Origin of the sequence: Mycobacterium talmoniae, assembly GCF_001854525.1 — a bacterium.
Taxonomy (GTDB): Bacteria; Actinomycetota; Actinomycetes; order Mycobacteriales; family Mycobacteriaceae; genus Mycobacterium; species Mycobacterium talmoniae.
In genome coordinates this window covers 1-25,303 of sequence record NZ_MLQM01000020.1, presented here as the reverse complement: position 1 = coordinate 25,303, position 25,303 = coordinate 1, and the positions used below count along the sequence as shown (strand labels likewise).

Annotated in this window: 22 protein-coding genes and 1 tRNA gene; 11 read left to right on the top strand and 12 right to left on the bottom strand. The window is 66.3% G+C overall.

Features of this window, described 5'->3' with window-relative positions; translation table 11 throughout:
• Nucleotides 1-43 precede the first annotated feature (43 nt).
• Nucleotides 44-1,558: a hypothetical protein gene (locus BKN37_RS06360; protein WP_071023461.1), complete on the top strand. Its 1,515-nt coding sequence runs from the start codon at nt 44-46 to the stop codon at nt 1,556-1,558.
• 13 nt (nt 1,559-1,571) lie between these two features.
• Here BKN37_RS06360 and BKN37_RS06355 read toward each other — a convergent pair whose 3' ends face one another.
• The 4 genes from BKN37_RS06355 to BKN37_RS06340 all read right to left on the bottom strand — a co-directional run bounded on the left by BKN37_RS06355 (nt 1,572) and on the right by BKN37_RS06340 (nt 4,754).
• Nucleotides 1,572-2,645 carry a hypothetical protein gene (locus tag BKN37_RS06355; RefSeq protein WP_071023505.1) on the bottom strand — a complete coding sequence of 358 codons (1,074 nt, stop codon included), beginning with the start codon at nt 2,643-2,645 and terminating at the stop codon, nt 1,572-1,574.
• Between the two features lie 127 nt (nt 2,646-2,772).
• Nucleotides 2,773-3,267: an O-acetyl-ADP-ribose deacetylase gene (locus tag BKN37_RS06350; RefSeq protein ID WP_071023458.1), complete on the bottom strand. Its 495-nt coding sequence runs from the start codon at nt 3,265-3,267 to the stop codon at nt 2,773-2,775.
• A 20-nt stretch (nt 3,268-3,287) separates the two neighbouring features.
• A complete protein-coding gene (locus tag BKN37_RS06345; protein WP_071023455.1) occupies nt 3,288-3,773 on the bottom strand; it encodes a pyridoxamine 5'-phosphate oxidase family protein in 486 nt (161 codons plus the stop codon).
• 66 nt (nt 3,774-3,839) lie between these two features.
• Complete coding sequence (locus BKN37_RS06340; RefSeq protein WP_071023450.1) at nt 3,840-4,754, bottom strand: acetoacetate decarboxylase family protein; 915 nt, start codon at nt 4,752-4,754, stop codon at nt 3,840-3,842.
• A gap of 266 nt (nt 4,755-5,020) precedes the next feature.
• On the opposite strand from BKN37_RS06340, the gene BKN37_RS06335 reads away from it, so the two are divergent.
• The 3 genes from BKN37_RS06335 (at nt 5,021) to BKN37_RS06325 (ending at nt 8,126) form a co-directional block, all read left to right on the top strand.
• A complete protein-coding gene (locus BKN37_RS06335) occupies nt 5,021-5,983 on the top strand; it encodes an alpha/beta hydrolase (RefSeq protein ID WP_071023446.1) in 963 nt (320 codons plus the stop codon).
• 36 nt (nt 5,984-6,019) lie between these two features.
• Nucleotides 6,020-7,594 carry a succinic semialdehyde dehydrogenase gene (locus BKN37_RS06330; protein ID WP_071023443.1) on the top strand — a complete coding sequence of 525 codons (1,575 nt, stop codon included), beginning with the start codon at nt 6,020-6,022 and terminating at the stop codon, nt 7,592-7,594.
• A 91-nt stretch (nt 7,595-7,685) separates the two neighbouring features.
• Nucleotides 7,686-8,126, top strand: a complete 441-nt coding sequence (locus tag BKN37_RS06325) for a nitroreductase family deazaflavin-dependent oxidoreductase (protein WP_071023440.1) — start codon at nt 7,686-7,688, stop codon at nt 8,124-8,126.
• 132 nt (nt 8,127-8,258) lie between these two features.
• Here the strand turns inward: BKN37_RS06325 and BKN37_RS06320 are convergent, their stop codons facing one another.
• Nucleotides 8,259-9,155, bottom strand: coding sequence for an oxygenase MpaB family protein (locus BKN37_RS06320; protein ID WP_071023436.1), 897 nt, complete (start codon nt 9,153-9,155; stop codon nt 8,259-8,261).
• A 261-nt stretch (nt 9,156-9,416) separates the two neighbouring features.
• Between BKN37_RS06320 and BKN37_RS06315 the strand changes: the two genes are divergently transcribed.
• A complete protein-coding gene (locus BKN37_RS06315) occupies nt 9,417-10,514 on the top strand; it encodes a saccharopine dehydrogenase family protein (RefSeq protein ID WP_071023432.1) in 1,098 nt (365 codons plus the stop codon).
• Nucleotides 10,515-10,549: 35 nt separating this feature from the next.
• Here the strand turns inward: BKN37_RS06315 and BKN37_RS06310 are convergent, their stop codons facing one another.
• From BKN37_RS06310 to BKN37_RS06300, 3 genes are all read right to left on the bottom strand, one after another.
• A complete protein-coding gene (locus BKN37_RS06310) occupies nt 10,550-11,287 on the bottom strand; it encodes an SDR family oxidoreductase (protein ID WP_071023429.1) in 738 nt (245 codons plus the stop codon).
• 44 nt (nt 11,288-11,331) lie between these two features.
• Complete coding sequence (locus BKN37_RS06305) at nt 11,332-12,300, bottom strand: phosphotriesterase family protein (protein WP_071023425.1); 969 nt, start codon at nt 12,298-12,300, stop codon at nt 11,332-11,334.
• Between the two features lie 320 nt (nt 12,301-12,620).
• The gene (locus tag BKN37_RS06300; RefSeq protein WP_071023422.1) at nt 12,621-13,310 is read right to left on the bottom strand and encodes a type 1 glutamine amidotransferase domain-containing protein; all 690 of its coding nucleotides are present in this window, start codon (nt 13,308-13,310) and stop codon (nt 12,621-12,623) included.
• Nucleotides 13,311-13,504: 194 nt separating this feature from the next.
• Between BKN37_RS06300 and BKN37_RS06295 the strand changes: the two genes are divergently transcribed.
• From BKN37_RS06295 to BKN37_RS06285, 3 genes are read left to right on the top strand one after another with little or no spacing between them, the layout of a single operon-like run.
• On the top strand, nt 13,505-14,578 hold the full coding sequence (locus tag BKN37_RS06295; protein WP_242657113.1) for an AraC family transcriptional regulator: 1,074 nt from the start codon (nt 13,505-13,507) through the stop codon (nt 14,576-14,578).
• A complete protein-coding gene (locus BKN37_RS06290; RefSeq protein WP_071023418.1) occupies nt 14,575-15,636 on the top strand; it encodes an AraC family transcriptional regulator in 1,062 nt (353 codons plus the stop codon). Before BKN37_RS06295 ends, BKN37_RS06290 begins: the two co-directional genes overlap by 4 nt.
• 12 nt (nt 15,637-15,648) lie before the next feature.
• The gene (locus tag BKN37_RS06285) at nt 15,649-16,641 is read left to right on the top strand and encodes an NAD(P)H-quinone oxidoreductase (protein WP_071023415.1); all 993 of its coding nucleotides are present in this window, start codon (nt 15,649-15,651) and stop codon (nt 16,639-16,641) included.
• Between the two features lie 154 nt (nt 16,642-16,795).
• Here the strand turns inward: BKN37_RS06285 and BKN37_RS06280 are convergent, their stop codons facing one another.
• Nucleotides 16,796-19,924: a tetratricopeptide repeat protein gene (locus BKN37_RS06280; protein WP_083341608.1), complete on the bottom strand. Its 3,129-nt coding sequence runs from the start codon at nt 19,922-19,924 to the stop codon at nt 16,796-16,798.
• A gap of 113 nt (nt 19,925-20,037) precedes the next feature.
• Between BKN37_RS06280 and BKN37_RS06275 the strand changes: the two genes are divergently transcribed.
• The 3 genes from BKN37_RS06275 (at nt 20,038) to BKN37_RS06260 (ending at nt 22,790) form a co-directional block, all read left to right on the top strand.
• Nucleotides 20,038-20,952: an alpha/beta hydrolase family protein gene (locus tag BKN37_RS06275; protein ID WP_071023409.1), complete on the top strand. Its 915-nt coding sequence runs from the start codon at nt 20,038-20,040 to the stop codon at nt 20,950-20,952.
• Between the two features lie 947 nt (nt 20,953-21,899).
• A tRNA-Pro gene (locus BKN37_RS06265) sits at nt 21,900-21,973 on the top strand.
• Between the two features lie 49 nt (nt 21,974-22,022).
• Nucleotides 22,023-22,790, top strand: coding sequence for a group I intron-associated PD-(D/E)XK endonuclease (locus tag BKN37_RS06260; RefSeq protein ID WP_071023402.1), 768 nt, complete (start codon nt 22,023-22,025; stop codon nt 22,788-22,790).
• A 45-nt stretch (nt 22,791-22,835) separates the two neighbouring features.
• On the opposite strand, the gene BKN37_RS06255 is transcribed toward BKN37_RS06260, so the two are convergent.
• The 3 genes from BKN37_RS06255 to BKN37_RS06245 form a co-directional block, all read right to left on the bottom strand.
• Nucleotides 22,836-23,591 carry a sulfite exporter TauE/SafE family protein gene (locus BKN37_RS06255; RefSeq protein WP_423212768.1) on the bottom strand — a complete coding sequence of 252 codons (756 nt, stop codon included), beginning with the start codon at nt 23,589-23,591 and terminating at the stop codon, nt 22,836-22,838.
• Nucleotides 23,592-23,662: 71 nt separating this feature from the next.
• On the bottom strand, nt 23,663-25,090 hold the full coding sequence (gene der / locus BKN37_RS06250) for a ribosome biogenesis GTPase Der (RefSeq protein ID WP_071023396.1): 1,428 nt from the start codon (nt 25,088-25,090) through the stop codon (nt 23,663-23,665).
• A partial coding sequence (locus BKN37_RS06245) for a (d)CMP kinase (protein WP_207547211.1) occupies nt 25,087-25,303 on the bottom strand: 217 nt, incomplete at its 5' end. The genes BKN37_RS06245 and der, both read right to left, overlap by 4 nt.

The following is a 25,303-nucleotide window of genomic DNA, read 5'->3' as shown; positions in this document are numbered from 1 at the left end:
GGTCGGGCGACGCCGTGGGACGCGTCGATGAGAGGGTGAGTAGATGAGCAACGTTGCGGTACATGCGGGCCGCGCCGGTGTCGCCGGTGCGCTGATCGCCGCAGGTATCGGGCTTGGCGCGTACAACGCGTGGTGGGTGGCGCTGTGCATCGCGGTTCCGCTGGTCATCGCCGGACTGCTGGTCGCCCCGCGGCCGTCACGCCTGTCCGAGCTCCCGGTTTTTCGACCCGCAACAGGCGCCCCGTCGGCGCCGATCCGCGTCGATGCGCTGACCCGCAGCAGCCTGGCCACCGCTGACCTGCAGCCGACGCTGGTGACCGCGACAATCAGCCCACCCAACGACACCGCCTATCAGGCGCGCTGGATCGCGTCGATGTCGCGCGGCGATTTTCGGTCGCTCACCGACAGCCCGTTGACCGCGCTGCCGCCGGATCGGCTGCCGCCACGCGCGCCGAACCGCACGCCGGACTTCGCCGATCAGCCCGGCAAATGGGCGGTGATCTATCCGGGAATCACCGTGGTGGCGACGCTGGCGGTGCTGTTCGGCGTCGGTGACGCGTGGCACGTCTCGATCTCCCTGCCGTCGGCACCCGCGGTGCACCGCCCGGCCGAGACCGACAAGAAGGCCACCGACCTCGACGCCCGCCGGGACGCCATGGTCCGCGCGGTCACCGCCAAGCTCGGACCCACCGCGCCCGAGAACCTGCTCGATCTGCGGTTCACCGATTCCGGCTCCGACTACGGCACGGTCTTCAACCCGGCCAACGGTGACGCGACGACCGTCTACATCAGCTCCAGCGGCGACGTGTACACCACTGCGGTACCGAACACGCTACGCAAGACCAGCACCTTCGCCGCCGACGACCTCGCGTCGACCAGCCTGACCGCGGTCGCCGACAAGATGGCCCAGCAATTCCGGTCCGCGGGCAAGGAAAACCGCCTGGAAACGTTGGAGATCAAACGTTCCGGGCCCGAACAGCCGATCATGCTCACCGGCACGTTCAGCGGCCCGAACACGTTCCCGTTCAGCAGGACGATCGACGCACGCCCGGACGGGACCATCGCCGAGTTGTTCGACCCGTCCGACTTCGCGGTGTCGTTTCGGCGGGCGCGAGAAGCCTTGCAGTCGGCGGGGATCGCCCCGTCGGACCGGGTGGTGACCACCCTGCAGATCCGCGGGATCACCGAGAACACCCCGAACCTGCACGCCAGCGAAATCCAGAACAGCGGCGGGGTGCTGGTCGAGTTCGAGTCCGATGACCGGTCCGGCAGCATCGTCATCGTGCCGGGGCATTTCCCCGAGATCACCGACCGCTCGGGCTCGGCTTCGGACGGTTTCGCCTTCGACGATGTGTCCCCGGCAACCTTCGACTCGGTGCGCGCCCAGGCGATGCAACGGGGCTCGCTAGAGCCCTACGAAAGCCGAGCCGTCGACATCGAGATGTCGGATCCGCGGACGGATCGGTTCGGGTTGGCGATCCGCATTGAACTCGCCGGCGTGGACGCCGCGGCCGGCACCTACTCCCCCACCGGCGAGTTCCTCGCCCAAGGCACCTAGTGACCGGGTTGACCTACCGTGCCGATTCGATGGCCCGGCGGGTGACGCCTTCTAGTTGTGCGAGTTGCACTTTGGGCGGGTGAATCGCGCCGCGGTCGGCGAGCCTGCTGACGATCTCGCGGACCCGGCCGTAGTAGGTGGCCTGCTCGGCGGGCGTGGTGCTGGCCGCCGCATGGTTGTAGAGCTTGAGCGCGGTATCGAGGTCGTCCTGGTCGGCGGTGTCGAGGTAGGTTGTGCCGACCTTCTTCCCATGCGATTCGCACCCGATCCAGGCGCGCCGCAGCGTGACGACCGCCTGCTGGTAGGCGTCGGCCAGGCCCTGGTTGGCCGGGTAGACCTCAGTGCGCAGGGCTTGCGCATCCTCGAGCGCCACGTGAAAGGTCTGGGTCTGTTCGACGGTCACATCGGTGATCGCCGGGTAACGCAGCAGCATCGCCGGGTCGAGTTCGTAGACGCTGTAGGCGCCCAGGATGTCGTCGTGGCGGCGAACCGCCTCCTCCCACAACCGTTTCGCCGCGTCCTCGGTGCCGGCGTCGGCGATCCGCGGAGTCGCGGACGCGGTCGGCTCGGCAACGGGTTTAGGGCCGGCGGCGGCGTACGGCTCGGGCAGCGTCGCCTGCAGCCGATCGAGCACCTCCGCCGCCGCGGGATCCGATTCGATGATCGCCACCCACCATTCATCGCTGCCGGTGTCGGTGGCGAAGGTCAGTTTCAGGTACTTCTGCCCCCGCACGGTCAGGTGCCGGCCCGTCGTCGAGGTCGCCTCCGCCGGACCGCCTCGGCGCGCCGCGGTCAGCGACGCCAGCGGGTAGCTGACGATCTCGTGGTCCTCGGTACCGAAATAGACGGTTTCGGCGTCGACGGTGACCAGCACCGCACCCCGATCCCCCAGCCGGCCGTAGGCCACCACGCCCAGCGAGACCGTCACCAACGCCGCCACGATCGCGGCGATGACGAATCCGGACGCGCCGGCGACGTTGAGCCCCACCAGCGCGATCAGGCCCGCGCTCAGCACCGCGGCCCCGGTCCTCGCCGCCGCGCGGTGGCGCCGGGTCAGGTATTCGGTCCGCGCGGTCACCGCGACCATCGGGGTGTTCATCGGCAGGTGTGGTTCCTCGGCGTTGTGGACGTCGACCCAGCATACGGGCCGGGCACAGGCGGTTCGGTTGGTCCGGGGGTGGTCTCACCACGGTGGCGCCAGTAGCGGATCGAACCTACAGCCGGGCCCGGATCGCGTCGTGCGTCTTGGCGTCAAAGGCCACGAGCCTGATGTCTTCGACACCGGTGGTGGCGGCGGCGAGAGTGTCGACCGCCGCGTCGATTGCGTCACCGAGCGGCCACCCGTAGACGCCGCTGCTGATCAGTGGGAAGGCGATGCTGGCGGCGCCGAGTTCGTCGGCCACCGCCAGCGCACGGCGGTAGCAGGACTCCAACAGGGTGCGGTCGCGCTGTCCAGCCCGGTAGTTGGGCCCGACCGTGTGAATCACCCAGCGGGCGGGCAGGTCGCCGGCCGTCGTCCAGCCGGCGTCGCCGGTGGCCAGCCCGTCCGGGAACTTCTCGATGCAGTCCCGCAGGATCGCCGGACCGCCGCCGCGATGGATGGCGCCGTCGACGCCGCCCCCGCCGCGCATCGCGTTGTTGGCGGCGTTGACAATGGCATCAACGTCTTGTTGGGTGATGTCCCCGCGAACGACCGTGATACCTGGCATACCGCCCAGTATGGCGATCGCTAACCATCGTTGACGAGGTCGGCAAGGAAGCCGGGTACCCGGCCGGCGCCGAAGTCGTAGAACCGCGCCCACAACGGCTCGATCGAGATGCGCACCATCTGCTGATACGTCGCTCGCACGCTGCGTTCGAACTCGGCGAGCTGGGGCCCGTCCATCGACCTCCGCGCGGATGCGAGGTATTCATCGGTGACGCCGTCGACGGTTTCCAGGGTGGCAAGGCCCCGCACCAGCAGGGCCTTCGCCTCTTCCGGCGTGGAGCCGGTGTCGATGGTCAGCGCGACTTGCGGGCGGTACGCCAGCGCGCGGGCCTTCGGGGAGGTCGGGGCGGTGGAAACGACGATGTGTTCGCCGGTCCAGTAGAACCCGACCGGGATCACCCGCGGGAAGCCATCGTATCCGTTGTAGGCGAGCCGGGCCATGGAGCCGGAGAGCAGCTTCTGGGCGTCGGGGTGGCCAAGTTCCCGAGCCAACTCCTGCGCATTCATCACACTCCTAGTCGTACCCGGTCTTGCCGTGTTGTCCCACGGTGATCCCCAGATTGCCCGCCCAATTCAGCCGAACGCTTTCAGGGACCGCGGTAGGTTCAGCACTAGTTGCGCGTCTTTGGTGATCTCGAGGCTGAGGATTTGGGTGGCGCCGAGTCCGTTGAGCAGGTCGCTGAGGGGGCCGCCATGTCGGGTAAGTGTGACGTCGCGTGGGAAGCTGCGTTGGGCGAACGACAGCGTGTTGGATTGCACCGAGGTTTGGTTCCAGTGCCCGTCGACCAGATGCACCATGGTGTTGGTTACCATCCGGGACTGTGACGGGACGTCGGTGAACTCCGGTAGCGGCGCCTGCAGGATCAGATCCGGTTTGCCTGTGGTGCCGGCGATTTCGGCGTGTACCGTGTCGCTGATATTGACGCTGATGTCGGTGCACCACTTGGGTAGCTGGTAGCCTTCGACGCCGCGGACCCGGGCGATCTCGGTGTTGACGGGCAGCGCCAATACGTGGGCGTAGAACTTCCTGGTCCTTAAGGCGTTGAGCAGTTCGAGTTCGGGAAGTAGGCCGGATACCAGACCCTGTTTACCGGGCTTTGGGACGACGACCGCGACGGACACTTCGTCGTAGGGGTCGTTGTCGCAGACCGTATATGAGAAGAAGGTTAGCGCCGCGATTCCGTAACCGGGGATGGCGCGCAGTGGCTTGAGAGGCGCCGGCAGCATCGCTGCCAGGCGGTCGAACGGGGCGAGCATGTTCGCCTGAATGATGCTGGCGCGGTAGTAGAAGTTCGGCGCCCAGATCCGGCCGACCCGGGAGTCAACCTGGACCTTCGGGATCCTGCGGAACCAGTCGACGTTTCCCACCGCGGGGTCTTCTGCCACCTCGTCGAGGTTGGGGTCTGACCGGTAGCGGTCGTAGTAGCCGCCCTTGAGCACTTCGACGGTGTGGCCAGCGAATTCGACCTCGGTGAGTTGCGTAGCCATGGTGATGGACCTCATCGTTCGTAGGGGTTGGTGGCCCGGCGTCGCCTCGTGGAGGAACGCCGACCGACGACCTCAAGCCTAGGCGGCGCGACGGGCGCGTCTACAGGTGACGGATGGCCAATAAGTTGTGGCAAATGGCCAGATGGGTGTCCTTCGAAGCCCGTTCGGCAAGGATTGACCACGTGCGGGGTCGGCACTTGCCAAACGGCGATTCGTGCCGGCCCAGGCGCCATGAACAGTAGGACCACGAGCACGAGGAGCCAACCATGACCGACATGAAGCCGGTGCTAGAGCCCGAGGCCGCCGAGTTCTGCAAGGCCACCGACTCCCCGCCGTTCCTTTACCAACTGCCACCGGAGGAAGGGCGCAAGACGGTCGACGAGGTGCAGTCCGGGGCCGTCGAGATGCCGGAAATCGACGAGGAGTGGATCACCGTCGAGGGCGGGCCCACGGGCTCGGTGAAGGTTCGCATCGTCAAGCCCGCCGGGGCGAGCGCAACCCTGCCGGTCGTCTTCTACATCCATGGCGCTGGCTGGGTGTTCGGCAACGCGCAGACCCACGACCGACTGGTCCGCGAACTCGCCGTCGGCGCGCACGCCGCGGTGGTGTTCCCCGAGTACGACCTGTCCCCGGAGGCGAAATATCCGACCGCGATCGAACAGAACTACGCGGCTGCACAATGGGTGTTCGCCCATGGTGCCGAAACGGGTCTTGATTCTTCGCGATTCGGGGTCGCTGGTGATTCAGTGGGCGGCAACATGGCCGCCGTACTCGCCCTGATGGCCAAAGAGCGCGGCGATGTACGCATCAAACAGCAGGTGCTGCTGTACCCCGTCACCAACGCCAACTTCGACACTGGCTCCTACCACCAGTTCGCCGAGCACTATTTCCTCACTCGTGCGGGTATGCAGTGGTTCTGGGACCAGTACACCGAGAACGACGCCCAGCGGGGCGAGATCTACGCCTCCCCACTACGAGCCTCGGTGGAGCAGCTCGCAGGACTGCCGCCCGCACTGGTCATCACCGGCGAGGCCGATGTCCTGCGTGATGAGGGCGAGGCGTACGCGGCCAAACTCCGCCAAGCCGGTGTGCCGGTGACGCAGGTGCGGTTCGGAGGCATCATCCACGACTTCATGATGCTCAATGCGCTGCGCTCGACCCACGCCGCCACAACCGCCACCAAGTTGGCACAGGACACCTTGCGGGAGGCGCTGCGGTGGACGCCCTGAAACCCGCCATATCAAGTTGAAAGGGGAGACAACACCATGACCACATTCGCGGCCCGCTCTGCGGGCGGGGTAGACAGCGCCTTTCTGGAGGAACTGGCCGGCCGGGTGCAGGCCGCCGACCCCGATTCTCGCCTTGAAGTCCTCAACGCGATGACCGGTCGCCTGCTCGGAGACGTCCCGCGCTGCAGCGCTGCTGATGTGGCCGCCGCCGCGCAACGCGCCCGCGCGGTCCAGCCCGCGTGGGCAGCACGACCGGTCGCCGAACGCGCGGCCATGCTGCGGCGCTTCCACGATCTGGTACTGCAACGCCAAGATGAAGTGCTCGACCTGATCCAGCTCGAGAACGGCAAGGCCCGCCGGCACGCGTTCGAAGAGATCATGGACGTCGCCATGGTTTCCCGCTACTACGCGAATACCGCCGCCGATTACCTGAAGCCCGTGCGTCGCCACGGTGCACAACTGGCTCTGACCCAGGTGTGGGAGCTGCATCATCCCAAGGGTCTGGTCGGGGTCATTTCACCGTGGAACTATCCGCTGACCCTGGGCATCAGTGATGCGTTGCCGGCGATCGTCGCCGGCAACGCCGTGCTGACCAAACCCGATCAGCAGACACCGTTTGCGGCACTGTGGGCGGTGCGCCTGCTCGAGGAGGCCGGCATGCCGGCGGGCCTGGTGCAGGTGGTCACCGGATCGGGCGCTGAACTGGGGACACCGATCATCGAACAGTCCGATTTTTTGATGTTCACCGGGTCCACCGCCGTGGGCCGCAATGTTGCCGCCCAAGCTGGTAAAGCGCTCATCGACTGCTCGATGGAGCTCGGCGGGAAGAACGCGCTGCTGGTCCTCGACGACGCCGACATCGGCAAGGCGGTGTCCGGCGCGATCCGCGCGTGTTTTTCCAACACCGGGCAGCTGTGCATTTCGATCGAACGCATCTACGTCCCGGCAGCGTTGTGGGAGGAGTTCACTACCCGCTTTGCGGCCGCTGCGAAAGCCATGAAACTGTCAGCAGCCCTGGACTATTCGGCCCAAATGGGCTCGTTGATCTCGGAGAAGCAACTCAAGAAGGTCACCGAGCACGTCGACGACGCGGTCAGCAAAGGCGCCACGGTGCTGGCCGGCGGGCGAGCACGCCCTGAGCTGGGACCGTTCTTCTACGAGCCGACCATCCTGTCCGATGTGCACGACGGCATGGAGGTGTTCGCCGACGAGACGTTCGGGCCGTTGGTCTCGCTCTACCGCGTCGACAGCGAAGCTGAGGCGATCGAGAAGGCCAACGACAGCCCCTACGGTCTGAACTTCAGCGTGTGGACCTCCGACCCGAAGCGTGGTCGGCGGGTTGCCGCCCAGCTGAAAGCCGGCACCGTCAACGTCAACGATGCCTACGCCGCCGCCTGGGGCTCGGTCGACGCACCGATGGGCGGTATGAAAGCCTCCGGCATCGGACGCCGCCACGGCGAGCACGGAATCCTCAAATACACCGAACCGCAAACGATTGCGGTGGAGCGCGTGCTGCCGATGGGGGCGCCGGACTGGCTCAACCCGGGCCGCTATGCGCGGATTATGACCGCCGTTCTACGTGCCCTGCGGCACCTCCCCGGGGTCAAATGACCAAGGTTCTCTTCGTGCTCACGGCGGCCGACACCCGGACGCTGTCCGACGGCACACGGCACGGCAACGCACTTCGAGACAGGAACATTCGATGACCAGCTACGCACTGAAAGACACCGGGGCCAAGTTGATGAACCGCGCGCACCGGCTGATCCTCACGGTCAGCGGGAACAGGTTGCTGGCCAGGCCGTTCGGGATGCCGGTGGTGGAACTCCACACGACCGGGCGCAAGTCCGGGCTACCCCGGTCTTGCTATCTGACGACACCAATTCACGATTCGGGTCGGATCGTGCTCGTCGCATCGAAGGGTGGCGACGACCGCAACCCCGACTGGTACCTCAATCTTCAGGCGTATCCCGACGCCGAACTGGTGATCGACGGCACCCGGCGCAAAGTTCACGCACGTACCGCCACCTCGCACGAGAGGGCCGAGTTGTGGCCGAAGATTGTTGCGGCCTACAACGGGTATGCGGATTACCAAACGCGGACCAGCCGTGAGATACCCGTGGTGATCTGCGAGCTGCGGAGCTAAATGGCCAAATCGGGTGATGGCGCGGACGCGAACCCTCTTGCTTAGCACGAGAGAGCGTTGGCCAGGTCGTCCTCGGTCCCTCCGGCGAACGCCGAAACGGCGGCCTTTAGAACCGTTTCGGCGGGTCGGCGTCTATGACGTAATGACTTCGCGCCGGTCGGGCAGTAGCTCGCGTATCACCCAGAAGGCGGCGCGGACCATCCGACGATTGACGGCCACCACGGCAGGTCTTGGTTTCACCATCATCAGCGCCGTCAAGACGTGATCCTCATGGAGGGACAGAACGAGAGGTCGGGCGAGCCAACGCAATCCGGGCGGAAAGGTGCGTCTACCGAATTGCTCAAGCAGTTTTTCGCTGACACGGTGCGCTGCCTCGGAGGGACCAAACCATTGTGGCTCTGTCTCGTAGGCGCGCATGGCCTCCTGCATACCGGACCAGCTGTCGGGCATGGCACGAACGCCCAGATACTCACCGACCGCCCTCCAGTGCCGCACCTGCGCCGCGCGCTCTCGCTCGGTAAATCCCGGTGCACCCACGATGTTCGTTATGCACTCGATTTGGACCGTGAAAAACGCGATGGTGTGTACGAAAGTCTCGTTCGACATCTGATACCGCTGACCGATGCGGTCATGAATGCGTTTCACATCAGCCGCCGACGCCTGGGTCTGCGGGCTGCTGGCGCCGTCGTACACCCACCCGGTCAGGTAGCGGATCGTGTCGTCCGCACGCCGGTCACCGTTGCGGTAGACCTTGCCGCGACCCTGACGATCGACGGCGGCAGCGCCCTCGAACTGCCCCATTACCCGCATCAAGGAAACTGTGAACAGCAGTTCCAATATGAACCGACTACCGAATGGCGGCAGCAACGAACTGATCATCAAACGCATAATCTGCTCGCTGTCTGCCACAGGATCAAGGCGCTCGATCTCGTCGCGCATCCACTTCCAACGCCCCCGCGCAAGGCCATGTTGGACTGGAGAAAGCGCCTGGCGCGATGCCATGCTGCGGATCGTGTGGACGCCGGTCATGTGAACTCCTGACGGTGCGTGCGACTGATATCCGGCACGGTGACGGCGCCCATTGGCCGTCCCCACCGGATCCGAATGCCGGGGCGAGGCCAAATCTAGTTGTCGAACGGCGGCGCCTGCAGGTGAGCAATGGCCAACTAGTTGTGCCTAGTTGCCAGGGCAGTGCACTTTTGCCGACGCCTGCCGGAGAATCGGCACGGGCGCAACGGGTCGCAGAGAGTAGGGGTCGCGGTGTGCGCCGCCGTCCGAAAGGATCAACGCATGACCAATCAGATCGTCGTCTTCGGGGCCACCGGGTACACCGGTGGACTGGTGATCGACGCGCTCCTGCGGCGTGGGGTTCGACCGGTGTTGGCCGGCCGGGGCGCCGAGCGTCTGGCCAAACTGGCCGAACAGTTGGGCGGACTGGAGTACCGCGTTGCCGACGTCGACGACCCCGCCAGCGTCCGCGCTCTCGTCGGTGCGGGCGACGTCCTGGTCACGACCGTCGGCCCGTTTGAGCAATTCGGCCACCCGGTCGCGCGGGCTGCGGTCGACGCCGGCGCCCACTACGTGGATTCCACCGGTGAGGTCGGCTTCGTTCGTGCGCTCCGCCAGCGGCACGACGCCCGGGCCCGCGCGGCGGGGGCCATCATCGCGCCGGCGTTCGGCTACGACTACGTTCCCGGAATCCTTGCCGGCGCGCTGGCCGCGCGAGCCGCCGGCGCGGCGGTCCGCGCGATGGAGGTCGGCTACTTCGCCATCGGCTCGCTGCGCAACGGGCTGAGCCAGGGCACCCGGAAGACCATGGCAGAGGGGCTGATCCTGCCCGCGCCGGTGTGGCGCCACGGGCGTCTCGTCGACGAAATCACCGCACGCCAGGTCCGCGAATTCCCGGTGCGCGCGGCGCGCAAGAAGGCGTTTCTCGTCTCGGGCACCGAGGTGCTCTTTTTGCCCGCGCAGCTACCCGAGCTTGATTCGGTGACGGTCTACAACGGCTGGTTCCCGCAGCTAAGCCGCGTAATCCAACTGGTGTCGACGCTCGCGAACACCACCGTGAGGCTTCCTTACGGTCGCAACCTTGTTGAGGCGCTGGCGGCGCGCACGGTCGGGGGCAGCGGCGGTCCCGATGCGGCCGAGCGAGCACGCACGCTCAGCCACGTCGTCGCCGTGGCCCGCGACGCATCGGGTGAGACGGTCGCGGAGGTGCATCTGGAAGGGCCCAGCCCCTACTCATTGACCGGCGAGCTGATGGCCTGGGCCACGCACGAACTTGCCTGCGGAGCCGGGAAGACACCCGGGGTTGTCGGTCCGGTCGACGCGTTCGGCCTCGACGAGCTCGTCACCGGTTGCGCCGCCGCCGGCCTGGTGCAGGTCTGAAACACCGGGGATTTAGCGGTACCGGCTCGGGCTCGCTACGCGTCGCCGGCAAAACTGATCCGTCCGTCGACGAACCGGAAGGCAAGTCCCTCCGGGGGGCCGCCGAGCAGGGCCTTGGCCCGTCGGCAATCCTCGTCAACCAGCACCTCGCTGGCGCCGGCGGCGATGGCGCTGACGATGGTTTCCGCCGCGGTGGCCGGGTCGAGTTTGTGGATATCGAGCGTGGTCGTCATGTCGGTCTGGAGGTAGCCCAGGTGCACGCCGACGACCTGGGTGTGCTGCTCGGCGAGTTCGACTCGCAGGGAGTTGGTCAGCGACCACAGGGCCGCCTTGGTGGCGCCGTAGGGTGCGGCCCCGGCCGCGGTACCGACCGACCACGACAAGATGGACATGACGTTGACGAGCGTCCCCCCGCCGTTGCGGCTCAGCACCGGTGCGAAGGATTGGGCCATGCGCAGGGCCCCGTACACGTTGGTGTCGAACAGCGTTCGTACGGAATCGATGTCGATGTCCAACAGCTTGGCGCGGTGCTGTGCACCGGCGTTGTTGACGACGATGTTCGCGTCGGCGGCACGGGCCGCGAACGCCGTCACCGACGCCGGGTCGGTGACATCGAGTCGCGCCGGAATGACCCTGTCGTCGGCGCTGTCCTGCGGTGTTCGCGCGGTGGCGTAGACCTTGGCGGCCCCGCCGTCCAGGAAGGCGTTGACCAAGGCCTTGCCCAGTCCACGCTGGCCCCCGGTCACCACGACGACGCTGCCGTCGATTTCCATGTTCTTGGCGCTCCTCTGCTATCGGGGTGGGATGCGGGCATCGGTCATGTCGCGGTCTCGAAATAGCGGCGCGGATTGTCCACCAGCATGGTGGTGATCTGGTCCTCGGTGACGCCGCGCTCGCGAAGCGCAGGCAGCACATCGTCGCTGATGTGGGTGAAGTGCCAGTTCGGCACGGCCGCGAGCCTGCTCTCCTCGGAGAACCAGTCGATGAAGCAGGCCGCGTCGTGCGCGAGCACCATCTTCTCGGCGTATCCGCGGCGGGCCAGCTCGACCACGGTGTTGACCCGCTCCTCGAACGGACACGTCACGTCCAGGCCAAAGCGGTCCATGCCCAGGTAGGACCCGGCGTCGGCGAGCCTGCACAGATAGTCCAGGTCGGTGGAGTCGCCGGAATGCCCGATCACCACCTTGGTCAGATCCGCGCCCTCCTCGGCCAGGACCCGTTGGGCCACCAGACCCGACTCGGTGTGCGGATTGGTGTGCACGGTGATGGGTGCCCCGGTCTCGACATGGGCCCGTCCCACCGCCCGCATGGCCAGTTCCACCCCGGGCGTCAGGCCTGGCTTCTCGATGGCGCATTTGAGGAAGGCGGCTTTGACGCCGGTGTCGGCGATGCCCTCACGGATGTCCTTGACGAACAGTTCGGTCAGTGCATCGGGTCGATCGAAGATCAGGCCCCGCTGGAACTGGAAGGGGACGTCGTTGTAGGTGTAGATGCCGGTCGCGACGACGATGTTGATGTCGACCTGCGCGTTGATCCGCTGAATGCGCGGGATGTAGCGGCCCAGGCCGAGCACCGTCGGGTCGACGATCGTGTCGATCCCGCGCGACTTGCACGCGCTGAGCTTGGCGACCGCATCGGCGACTCGGGCCTCCTCGTCCCACGGGGTGGGGAAATCGGGGTAGTTCTGGCGTATCTCGGTGCCGAGAACGAAGACGTGTTCGTGCATCAGGACGCGGCCCAGCTCGGCGGTGCCGACGGGGCCGCGGACGGTATGAACGCGGGTCATGTGTAGCTCCTCTTGGTGCCCCGGCCGACGCCGAATGCCGTTGTGTGGCAGGCACGGTCAACGCTAGTTGTCCAACGGCCGGGTTTGAAGGTGAGCAGCGGCCAGTTAGTTGTGGCTAATGGCCGCCCCGGTGCGCTCGGCGCCGCCTTGCGTAAGAATCGGCGGCAAGGCGCAACAAGTAAGGGAGACGGGATGAGCGACGTCACGAACTGGGATGTCGTCGGCCGAGCCAGCTATGTGTCGTTCACCAGAATTCGGGGTCTGGATAACCCACCGCCAGCAGGCATCGTTCGGCATCGAGATTTCCCCCGCGCCGTAGCTCAGCCCTCCAGCACGGAGACGACCTTCTTGGCCGTCGCCTTAGCGGACCCCGGATTCTGGCCCGTGACCAGCCGCCCGTCCACGACGACATGCGAGGCAAAAGGAATCAGGCCCTTCTCGTACCGGGCGCCGCGCTTCTTCGCTTCCTCCTCGGCGTTGTAGGGCACCAACTTGTCGACCCGTGCCAACACCTCCTCCGACCAGGCGAACCCGGTGAGCTTGCGCCCGGCCATCAACAGCGACCCGTCCGACAGCTTGGTGTTGAGCAGGCCGCAATAGCCGTGGCAGACCGAGGAGACGATGCCGCCGCGTTCGAAGATCTCGCGGGTGATGCGTTGCAGGCCCTCGCTGTCGGGAAAGTCAAACATCACCGCGTGACCACCGGTGAAGTAGATCGCGTCGAAATCGGCCGAGTCGATCTCGTCGGGTGCGGCGGTGCTGGCCAGCAGCGCCATCTTCGCGTCGTTGGCCTTCCACGCCTTCGCGCTCTTGTCGTAGTTCGGGAACTTCAGCGAACGCGGCTCCAACGGTGAGCGGCCGCCGTTCGGGCTGACGATCGTCTGTTCGTACCCCGCTTCGGCGAAAACGTGATAGGCGTGGGTCAGCTCCGAGAGCCACAGCCCGGTCGGCTCGGACGGATCCTCGTAGTGAGCGACGTTGGTGACGACGTTCAGGATGCGCTTGACCATGGTCTAAGCATTCCTGTTGACGACCGGGCGGCGCCACCGGCTGGCCACTTCCCACAACTAGTTGGCCATCCGTCACCTGTTGTCCGCGGTGGACTGGTCCCTAACCTCGGTACTGCGTGTCGCCCGGTGCCCACCTCCCGGACGACGTAGCCCCAAACACGGTATTCGCGGAGTCGGACGCATTGGAATAACGCATGATGACGGTAATCAGCGAGCTACGGCTACGTGAGGTTGATGTGAGTACGCACGGTGTTCTGCGCTCCCCGGCGAGCGCGGCGCTGCTCGTCGACCTGGCGACCGAGCACGGAGTGTCACACGCCGACTCACTGCGCGGCACGCCGCTGACCCGGGATGCCCTCGACGACCTCGACGCCGAGGTCCGGCTGCGCGATGAGCTCCAGATCATCAGCAATATCGTCGCCGCGCTCGAGGAGGTTCCCGGGCTGGGCATCGAGGCTGGACTGCGCTGCCATGCCACATCGCCGGGGATCTGGGGGCTCGCGCTGATGAGCTCCCGGACATTGGGAGACGCGATGTCGGTGGGTATGTCGCTGGCCGCGCTCAGCTTCTGTCTGTGCCGCCTCAGTGTCGCTACCGACACGACCGACGGTTCCGTCCGGTTGATTCTCGACCCAACGGCCCTCCCGATCGACGTCCGCCGGTTCGCCGTCGAGCGCGACAGCACCGGCATCCAGACCCTGCAACGCGACCTGCTCATGACGCCCGATATCGACCTGCGGGTCGCCTACACGATGGCGCGGCCACCAGACGAAGTGGTGCACAAGTACATCGACGTGTTCGGCGCTGAACCCGAGTTCGGTGCGCTGCAGAACTGCCTGATCGTCAGCCGGGAGTCGTTAGCCAAGCCGCTGCCGCAGGCGAATCTTTACGCCCGGTCGCTGGCGGAGAACCAAGCCGTCGAATTGTTGCGACAGCGATCTGCCCGGGCGGGCGTCGCAGGCCTGCTGCGCGACCTGATGCTGGCGAATCCGTCCCCGGTACTGTCGCTCGACCAGGCCGCGCGGCAACTGACCGTCAGCTCGCGCACCCTCCGGCGGCACCTCGCTCTGGAAGGGGCCTCGCTGCGGGTCCTGCAAGAAGAGGTGCGCGAGGCGCTCGCCGAGGAACTGCTCGTCAGCGACGGGCGTTCCGTCGCGGAAATAGCCGAACGTCTCGGTTATTCGCAGGTGTCCAGCTTCACCCAGGCCTTCCGGCGCTGGAAGGGTGTCGGGCCCCGGGAATACCGGCAGCAGGCGCGCACCCGATGACCACGCCTGACCTGCAAACCAGGCGGTCGGCCGCAAGTCTGGTGGTGCTGCTCGACTGGGCCGGTCAATTCGGGATCACCCCCCAACAGTGTCTGGCCGGCACCCGGACGACACCCGCCGCCCTGCGGAGCCCCGCGGCCGAGGTCAGCGGACAACAAGAACTCAAGGCGATCGCCAATATTGTCGCCGCGCTCGGGGACCGGCCCGGGCTCGGCCTGCAGGCCGCGGCCAGATATCCGGTCACCGCCTTCGGGGTGTGGGGATTCGCCATCCTCACCAGCCCAACTCTGGGTGAGGCGATCGACGTCGCGGTGAGATTTGTGCGACTGAGCTACGCCTTTTGCACCTTCGAGACGCGGCAGCATGGCGACGAGCTCTCGATCGTCATCGACGCCCGTTCAATACCGGCGCCGGTACGCAGGTTCGTGCTGGAACGTGACGCTGCGGCCATCCCCAATCTGTACCGTGAGATCCTCGGCGTGCCGCCACCACCGAGCCGTATCTCGTTCGCCCTACCCGACCCCGGGCCGGCCATCGGCCGGTACGAGGAGATGTTCGGCGCGGTACCCGAATTCGGTGAGGCAGAAACCTCCGTCACCATCTGCGCCGAGCAGCTGAACGTTCCCCTGCCGCAGGCCAGTACCCACAGCGCCAAGCTCGCCGAGCAGCAATGCCGAATGCTGCTCGAGCAGCGTGAAGCCAGAACCGGTCGCGCCGGTGTGGTGCGTGATCTGTTGCTGGCCGACCCGGCTCGACCACCGAGCCTTGCCCAAGTGGCGGATCGGCTGTCCTGCAGTGCCAGGACGCTGCGCAGGCAACTGGAGGCAGAGGGAACCTCGTTTCGCAGACTGCTCGACGAAGTGCGCCAACACCTCGGGACGGAGCTACTTCAGAGCGGCATGACCGTCGAGCAGGTGTCGAACCGGCTGGGATACACCGACGTCAGCAACTTCTCGCACGCCTTCCACCGATGGAAGGGCGATAGCCCGCGGGCCTACCTAGCCCGCCGGAGCGCGGCGACGTCTACGCGTCGGACCATGACCATGAGAAGTAAGTGAAGGGAAAGCTACATGTATGCGATAACGCTCAACGGATTTGGCGACCCGGAGGTGATGGAGTGGGCTCGGGTCGACGACCTGCCCCCGCCCGGCCCGGGACAAGTTGCGATCGATGTGGTGGCGGCGGGGGTGAACCGGGCCGATGTGATGCAACGGATGGGTTTCTACCCGCCGCCGCCGGGCGCCAGTGAGACCCCCGGCCTCGAGGTTTCCGGTGTTATCGCCGACGTCGGTGCAGAAGTGCAAGGTTGGGCGCCCGGCGATGCGGTGTGTGCACTGCTGGCCGGCGGAGGGTACGCCGATCGGGTGAACGTGGCCGCCACCCAGGTGCTGCCGGTGCCGCAGGGCGTCAGCGTCACCGCGGCAGCGGCCCTACCCGAAGCCGCCGCCACCGTGTGGTCCAACGTGGTGATGACCGGCGGCCTGGACCGTGGACAGACGCTGCTGATTCACGGTGGCGGCAGCGGAATCGGCACGCACGCCATACAAGTGGGCCGTGGGTTGGGCGCCAACGTGGCGGTGACCGCCGGAACGCAGTTCAAGTTGGACCGCTGCCGCGAGCTCGGCGCACAAACGTTGATCAACTACCGCGAACAGGATTTCCCGGCGGTGGTCAACGCCGAGTACGGCGGCGCCAACGTCATCCTCGACATCATGGGTGGCAGCTATCTGGCCAAGAACGTGCAAGCCCTGGCCGAGAACGGCCACCTGACGATCATCGGACTACAAGGCGGCGCCACCGCGGAACTGGATCTCGGCGCGCTGCTGTTCAAACGGGGATCGGTGCACGTGACGAACCTGCGTCGCCGGCCCGAGCAGGGCCCCGGCTCCAAGGCCGAGATCATCACCGAACTGCGGCGGCAGCTGTGGCCGCTGATCGCGCAGGGGACGGTAGCGCCGGTCGTCGCCGCCGAAGTCCCGATCACCGATGCCGCGGAGGCGCATAAGCTGCTCGACTCCGCCCAGACCGTTGGCAAGGTACTGCTGACCGTGCGCGAGCCGTGATTTTTGACCGCGGTCGGCCAGGTTGAGGCTTGCAGATCGGTACGTTTTGAGCGCGTGGCTCGACTGCGCCATTTTTGGTCTTAGTGCTCGAACTGGGGTCTTCCTCGTGGTCCGCGCCCGCGGGTTTCTCGGTCGTGTCGCGAAGCCGAGCCCTTCAACATAGTGACCGAGGCGCCTGAGTCGCACGACCGCCTCGATGGTGGCGAGCAGCACGGCGAACTGGTTGCGGACGGCGGCCGGGGCGATCCGGCTCTCGGGTGAAACGGGCCAGATGCGCCCGAGCGGTCAGCGTGTCGGGGTGTCTGTCTCCCAAGACCTTCAGCATGGTGGGGAGCAATGCCTTTAACTGATTTCGGGCGGCTATCGGGTCCCCCGCCTCCCCGGTGAAACGGGCGAGATTCGCGCGGGCACAAAGGGTGTCGGGGTGTCGTGGTTTGGAAACCTTTTTCCGAATCTCGACCAGTACCGCGAACCGGTCGCGGGCCTCAGCCGGCGCGCCCGCCTCCCCGATGAAACGGGCCAGATGCGCCCGTGCGGTCAGAGTGTCCGGATGGTCGGGGCCCCACACCTCCTCGAGAGTGGGCAGCAACGCCTTGAACTGGTCGCGCGCCCCGACCGGATCCCCCGCCTCCCCAGTGAAACGGGCCAGATGCGCCCGGACCGTCAGAGTGTGGCTGCGTGCGGGCCTTGAGTCGTGCTTCAGAATCTCGAGGAGTTCAGCGAACGCATCACGGGCCACGAGGGGTTCACCTGCCTCCCCGGTGAAGTAGGCAAGATTCATCCGGGTGGTGAAGATACTGGGATGTGTGGGCTCGAAGACCTCCTGCCGGATCTCAAGCAGTCTGGCGTACTGGTTGCGCGCGGCAATCGGGTCTCCCGCCTCCCCGGTGAAGTAGGCAAGATTCGCTCGGGCGAGGAGGGCGAGGGGGTCGGTGGGTTCGTAGTCCTTCTCGATGGCGGGCAGCAGATCGCTATATTGGTCGCGGGCCGCGACCGGGTCGCCCGCCTCCCCGGTGAAGCGGGCGAGAGCCACCAGGTCACTCCAGGTGTCGCGGTGTGTGAGCCCCGACACCTTCCGCCGGAGGGGAAGCAGGTTGGAGTACTGGTCGCGGGCCGCCGCCGGGTCACCCGCCGTGCCGGTGTAATAGGCAAGATATGACCTGGCGGTGAGGACGGCGGGGTCCTCAGGTTTGAGCCGATCATCGAGTCGGGCTTTCCAGCGTTGCCAGCGTTCCACTTCATCCACGGCCCGCTCGAGGGGGCGCCAGGTAAGGCTCTTGACCACATCGGCGGTGTCGCCGCAGGCCCACAGGTGCTCAGCCTCGGCACGCATTGCGTAATTGTGCAAGGGATTTTCGGGATCGTGCTGCTGAACAGGCGCGAGTTCGGCTAGGGCCTCGGCGAGCGCCCCGTGTGCTTCGGGCCCATCGATTGTGAATTGCACACCGAGATCCGGCTTGAGCAGATAGTCGTCGCGCAGGCTGAGGTGGAATATGCCGACTTGCTCCTCAGGTTGGCCAGGTTTGGCGCGGACGATGAGCCCGGACAACCGGACCACCGAATCTCGGAACCTGGAGGGAGTGTTGGGGCCGCCGAGGCGGGCCGCTGCCGCCACGGCGAGCGGCAGTGGCAGCACCGGTCCGACACCGGCAACGGCGCACACTGCAAGCACCGGGCGCAATTGGGTTTCCCACCGCTCGCGGTCTTCGGCGCCCGCGGCGGCGAGTTCCGTGGTGTAAAGCTCCGCGAGCGAGGGGGCCAGGTCCACGGGAAGCTGGCCAGGATCGAATCCGGGGCGCACCGCCTGCTCTGCGAGCAGATACGCGTGCAGCCAATTTCCACCTGCCCTATCGACCAGGGCGGGTATGTGGTCGTCGGGGATCTCGCGACGGCGCAAATACGCGCCGATCGCGGCGTCGCCGGGCGGCGTAACCGCGATCCGGCACGCACCCGCCAGTGGGGCGGCGCCGGGGCGCGCGGTCAACACGAAGCTCACCCCGGCGCTCCCGGACTCCCCGTTCCTGCGGACGCGGGCGTCAGTCACAGCTTTGCGCAGGGCCCGCTCGGTAGCTTTGGGCAACTCGTCGAGTGCGTCGATCACCAGCCTTACCGGACGTCTGCGTTTGATGAGCCTCAGCGGGCCCATTACTTGACGTTCCAGCGCCGGCAGGCTTTCTCGTTCAGCGGGGTCGAGTCGTTCGTCGAAAGCGTTGACGGCCTGTGAGAATCCTTTGACGGTACGCCGCAGCCCGCCGGCCAGCGCCGAGGAAAGGGTGTTCATGGTGCTTAGCGGGGTCGCGAAAATGATCGCGTTGACGAAACCGTCGGGAACGCGGCCGTCTGTCACGCTGGGCTGCGCTAACGCTGCTGCCAGCGTGCTCTTGCCGGTGCCGCGCGGGCCGGTGAGCATCACACAGTCGTGAACCTTGGCGGCGGCGACCAGCGCGTCAAGCGTCTCGGTGGGCTGCAGGTAATCGGTGAGTTCTCCGACTCGGGCCTGCGCGGCGACACTGGCCGTGTTGTCTTGGGCGCTATAGAGCGCGTGGTTTCGAGATAGCCATAGACCTTGGTCGCCGCGGGCGGCCCATTGACCGCCATCGATGGTGACGCGTTGCGGCCGCTGCGCTTTCGCGCCCATCTTCAACGGTTCACGCAAATCACGGGCGTCGATGGTTTCACCGGCACCAGCGATACCGTGGCGCAGCGTACTGATCAATGCGCGGGTGAAATCCCCGCGGTAAGCGGGCCTATCGTCGGCAGCCGACAGCAGTTCGTATCGGCGGGCCGCTTGCCCCAGGCCGACCTGACCCCACTCGGTGGCCGCCTGCTGGGCAGCCACGCCGGAATGGCAGCTGTCGACCCAGACGATCAGACCGTTCAGGTCGCCACAGTCACCCAGCAAGTGCTTGAGGGCGTGCGACAAGAACACGTCACGTCTGTAGTCGCCTGTGCCGCTGCTGTCGCGGCTGAGAAAGAAGAAATCTCCGTATTTGACCATGCCATGTCCGAGCACCGCCACAAACAGCAACGCGCCGTCCTTATTCGCCCAGGCAAACGCGTTATGCAGGGCATTGAGGGCCGCGTTGTGTGTTGGGTCGAGCAACAAGCCTCCGCAATGCCGGCGGGGAAGTGCGGGCTCGCAAGCTCCGAGGTGCGGATCGATGAGGACCTCGTACAGTTCGGCTGCCAGGTCGGGTAGGAAGCTCAGCTTGCTCGACTCACCCAGAGCGTCGCATTGGGAACCGATCACCAAGGCGCGGCGCCCTATTGCCGGATTGCTCATTTCATCAGAATCCCACCGCGAAAGGCCTGCCACAACGGGATAATGCGGTCTATTCGCTGTGGGCGCCAGGCCAAATCAATGGCCCGTCCACCCGTGGAGGAGGTAGATGACAGATGGCCACGATCGTGTTGGTTCACGGCATCGCCCAAGAGCAGAGCTCCGCCGCCGACCTCGAAGACGAATGGCTGCCCAGCCTGGCGGGTGGATTGGAAAACGCTAAGTTCGGCTCGCTCGCCGATCGCCTACGCGCCGGAGATTTCGACGCCAGGATGGCCTTTTATGGCGACATATTTCTCACCGCCGACCACCAAGGTCTGGAACCGGATCAACTCACGGCAGATGAGCAATTAATCGCCGAAGAGCTCGCGCTGGACCTGCTCCGGAGTGCCGCGGAATCCGAGAACCAAAGCGATGCCGGTGAAGCGCGCCTCGAACTGGAGATTCTCACCGCCGAAGCCGACGATGCTCAGGGGGCTCTCAAGACGATGGCTGTCAGCGCGGCCGGTGTCCTCGACCACATCCCGTGGTTTGGGCGCGGCGCCCTCGCCGCCGGGTCCGCAGTCAACCGCACCCTGGCGCAAGTGACCCGCTACCTTAATGAACCAGCCATCCACGACCATGCGATTGCCCAGGTCAACCACCACCTCAGGCCCGAAACAAGGGTGGTCATCGGGCACAGTCTGGGCTCGGTCGTCGCCTACGACACGCTGCGCGCCCGGCCGTCCAACCAACCGGTGCCGCTATTGGTGACGTTGGGAAGCCCCCTGGGGCTGTCGGCGATCAGCAAACGGCTTAAGCCTCAACCTCCGGCGTTTCCAGCGGCGGTCCGGCGGTGGGTCAACATCGCCGCACCCGACGATGTGGTAGCGGCCCGCCGTGATCTGCACCCTGTCTTTGACCGCGACAGGCCCCACGGAGCGGTGTTCGAAAAGACCTGGAGAGTCGAGAATGGATCGAAACCCCACCAGGTCAACTTCTACCTCACGAAGAAGAGCTGCGGATCCGCCGTCGCTGATGCACTCCGGTGACCTGGAACGCGCGGCCCCGGAGGGCTTGAATAACGGTGTAGTTCCGAAACCACCTTCTACCTCGCTCTTTGTGGTCGGGCCGACGAGATTTGAACCTGCGACGATTGAGCTGCAACGTCTCTAAAACAAGCAGGTCAGCTGACTGCACTTTCTCAGGGGAAAGGCGTCAGGGTGGACCACCGATGGTTCAGACGTCGTCCCTGCGGTCCGCTAGCGCATACAGTCCGGGGGGCCCGCAGGTTGCGGAGGCTGACGTGTCCCGACACGACGCGGCTGCCGCGCCAGAGACCGCGACATGGTCCACACGGATAGTTGATGCTCAGATCGCCATCGACTACTGGCGCTCCGTGCGGAGCAAAGCCTACGTCGACGTCGCACCGACGCCTTACGGTCCGGACGTTTTCGGCGAGATCAGCTACGCCAGCTACGGGGACTTCGCCCTGTCCATGAAGCGGACGAGCGGGAAAAGGTAACTCGAAGCCGCGTGCTGATTTCACGTGGAACCGAGGACAAGGAGGCACCTGTACGCCCTGTTCCAGACCCGCGGTGCCGGGCTGATTACGCAAACCGGACACACCGCGGAGATTAGCCCTGGCCGGGCCGTGATCGTGCACCGATCTCGCGGCACGCCGTGCGCCGGGCCCGGAGCTTGGAGGTTGCACCGGATGTCTGATCCCCAGCAGCGCAATCGTGCTCGGATATTTCTGGACGAGGCCGAGGACCTTGTCTACGCGTCCAGCGTCGGCTGGCCACGGATCTGGTCACCCACACGACGACAGTCGACTCAACAAGCCGGCGCCACGGTGGCTTGAGCCAAGGAAGAAGCGGTAATGCGTTTTCCCCGGTCATCGGAGTCCTCGGGGGCGCCCAGTAGGGATCGTTTCGGAGTTCAGCCGACCGTTGAGGTATCGTTCCCTCGCGTCCGTCGGTTTGTTCCGGCGGATTCGCGGGCTGTGGCGCAGTTTGGTAGCGCACTACACTGGGGGTGTAGGGGTCGCAGGTTCAAATCCTGTCAGCCCGACCGAGCATGATGGCGCATCATGGGGGGCGCGATAAGGTAATGTCGTGTCATGAGGCGCTATTCGGATGCGCAATTGGTTGAGGCCATCCAGGCTTCCCACTCCTGGCGCGGTGTCCTCCGTGCACTGGGTCTCTCGGCCACGTCCGCGGCTGCGATGCGCTCCGTTCGTGTGCATGCCGACCGACTGGGACTCGACTACAGCCACTTCACCGGCCAGCGGCGCTGGACCGACCAGCAGCTTGAAGCCGCGATTGCCGCCGCCACGAGCTGGACACAGGTCGCGGAGATGCTCGGATTGTCCGGCGGCTCGAGTACGACGACGATACGGGGCCACGCCGTACGGCTCGGCCTCTACACTGCGCATCTCACCCAGCCGAGGAAGCCGCAGCCGCCGGTCGAATTGATGCGTCCGCAACAGGTCAATCTGGCCAGGGCCGGGTCGCTCATGGCCGCGGCGTGGTTTGAACTCTGTGGTTATTCCGTTTCATGGCCGCTGGAGCCGTGCCGCTACGACCTGCTCGTCTGGATGGGGACGACGGCCGAACGCATCCAAGTCAAGACGACCACGGTGAAGCAACGGACGTCGTGGACGGTGTGGATCTCCACTGCCGGCAAAGAGCGTAAGACGTACGACCCGGATGAGATCGATCAATTCTTCGTCATCGACGGCGACTTCGACTGCTACCTGATCCCTGTGTCTGCCGTGGGAGGTTTGACGGCGATTCAGTTGTCCGCCTACCAGGACTACCGACTCCCCCGGGACGGCTGTCGCTGGCCATCCAGCTCGGCGGGTTCGGTCAATTCACCATCGAGGTAGGTCATCGACGCACCCGTCGACGCAAACCCTGGCTCCGCCAGCTGCTTACTCCGCCATCAGCCGGTACAGCCCGATCAACCCGACCACCACGATCACGATCCGTAGCGCGGTCGGCGATAGCCGCCGCCCGTAGTGCGCACCCAAGAAGCCGCCCACCAGGGAGCCGGCCGCGATCAACCCGGCCGCCACCCAGCTGATCCGGTCGAACGCCACCAGCGTGTAGGCCAGTGCGGCGACCACGTTGACCACCAGCGCCAGCAGGTTCTTCGCGGCGTTCATCCGCTGCATCGATTCGGGCAGCAGCACCCCCATCACGCCGATCAGCAAGATGCCCTGCGCCGCGGCGAAATAGCCGCCGTACACCCCAACCGCGAACGTCCCGGCCACCAGCGCCACCAACCGCCGCCGGCTCAGATGATCCACCGAGCGGCCCGCGGCCTCGGCGCGCCGCTGCGCGAGGGCCTGGATCCTCGGGCCGGCCACCACCAGCACCAAAGCCAAGACCAGCAGCACCGGCACCACCCGGTTGAACACCTTCTCCGGCAGGTGCAACAGCAGATACGCCCCGCAGACGGCGCCGAGCAGCGAACCAGGGATCTGCCACCGCAGCCGCCGCCACTGGCCACGCAACTCGCGGCGGTAGGCCCAGGTGCCCGACACGCCGCCGGCCACCAGGCCGATCGAGTTGGAGATGGTCGCGGTCAGCGGCGGAAACCCCAGCGTCACCAGCGTGGGGAAGGTGATCAGGGTGCCGGATCCGACCAGGGAATTGATCGCGCCGGCCCCCACCCCGGCCAGCATGATCAACAACAGCTGCGAGATGGGCACTCGCAGCACCCTAGCCGGGCGGCGTCAGCGCGACAGCGCCAGGATCAGCGTGATCGCTTGGCGCCCCGCTTCTCGCGCACCCGCACATTGATCCGGATCGGGCTGCCGTCGAACCCGAACGTCTCCCGCAGTCGCCGCTCCAAAAACCGCCGGTAGCCGGCCTCCAAAAAGCCGGTGGTGAACAGCACGAACGTCGGCGGCCGGGCGGCGGCCTGGGTGGCGAACAGGATCCGCGGCTGCTTGCCGCCGCGCACCGGGGGCGGGGTGGCCGCCACGACCTCTTTGAAGAACGTGTTGAGCCGCCCGGTGGGAATGCGGGTATCCCACGACGCCAGCGCATTCTCCAGCGCCGGCACCAGTTTCTGCACGGAGCGACCGGTTTTGGCGGAGATATTGACCCGCTGCGCCCAACCCACCCGGGCCAGATCCCGGTCGATCTCGCGCTCCAGGTCGTAGCGGCGGTCCTCGTCGACCAGGTCCCACTTGTTGAACGCCAACACCAGCGCCCGACCCGCCTCGATCACCATGGACAGCACCCGCTGATCCTGTTCGGTCAACGGCACCGAGCCGTCGATAAGCACCAGCACCACCTCGGCGGCGTCGATGGCGCCGTGGGTGCGCACCGAGGCGTAGAACTCGTGCCCGCTGGCCTGGCCCACCTTGCGGCGCAGCCCGGCGGCGTCGACGAACCGCCACACCTCGCCGGCCAACTCGATCAGCGAGTCGACCGGATCCACCGTGGTGCCGGCGACGTCGTGCACCACCGACCGCTGATCGCCGGCCAGTTTGTTCAGCAACGAGCTCTTGCCGACGTTGGGCTTGCCGACCAGCGCGACCCGCCGGGGCCCCCCGCCGCCACCGGCGGATTCGGCGACCTCGGGCAGCGCGGCGACCACCTCGTCGAGCAGGTCGGCCACGCCGCGGCCGTGCAAGGCGCTGACCGCATACGGCTGGCCCAGCCCCAGCGACCACAACGCGGCCGCATCGGCTTCGCCCTTCTCACCGTCAACCTTGTTGGCGGCCAAGAACACCGGCTTGCCGGAGCGGCGCAGGATGCGGGCGGCGGCCTCGTCCCCGGTGGTGGCCCCGACCACGGAGTCCACCACCAGGATCACCGCGTCGGCGGTGCGCATGGCCACCGAAGCCTGTTCGGCCACCAGCTGCTGCAGGCCCTTGGCGTCGGGTTCCCAGCCGCCGGTGTCCTGCACCACAAACCGGCGCCCGGTCCACAGCGCGTCGTAGGACACCCGGTCCCGGGTCACCCCGGGCAGGTCTTGCACCACCGCCTCGCGGCGGCCCAGGATGCGGTTGACCAACGTGGATTTGCCGACGTTGGGTCGCCCGACCACCGCCACCACCGGTGGCGGGCCGGATTCCTCGGCCAGGTCGTCGAAGCCGGTGTCATCGCCGATTTCCCAGTCGCTTTCGTCGGACCAGGTGCCGTCGGCGCCGGAGAAATCCGAGTCGCTCATCGCATCGCCCCGCTGCGCTGGGTGACGAGGTCCTGCAGGTGCGCGACCACCTGCGCCTGGGTCATCTCGCTGGTGTCCACCACCACCGCGTCGTCGGCGGCGCGCAGCGGGGACATCGCCCGGGTGGAGTCCAGCTGGTCGCGGCGGCGCACGTCGGCCAACACCGCGTCGTAGTCGTCGGCCAACCCGGCGGCGACGTTCTGGTCGTTGCGC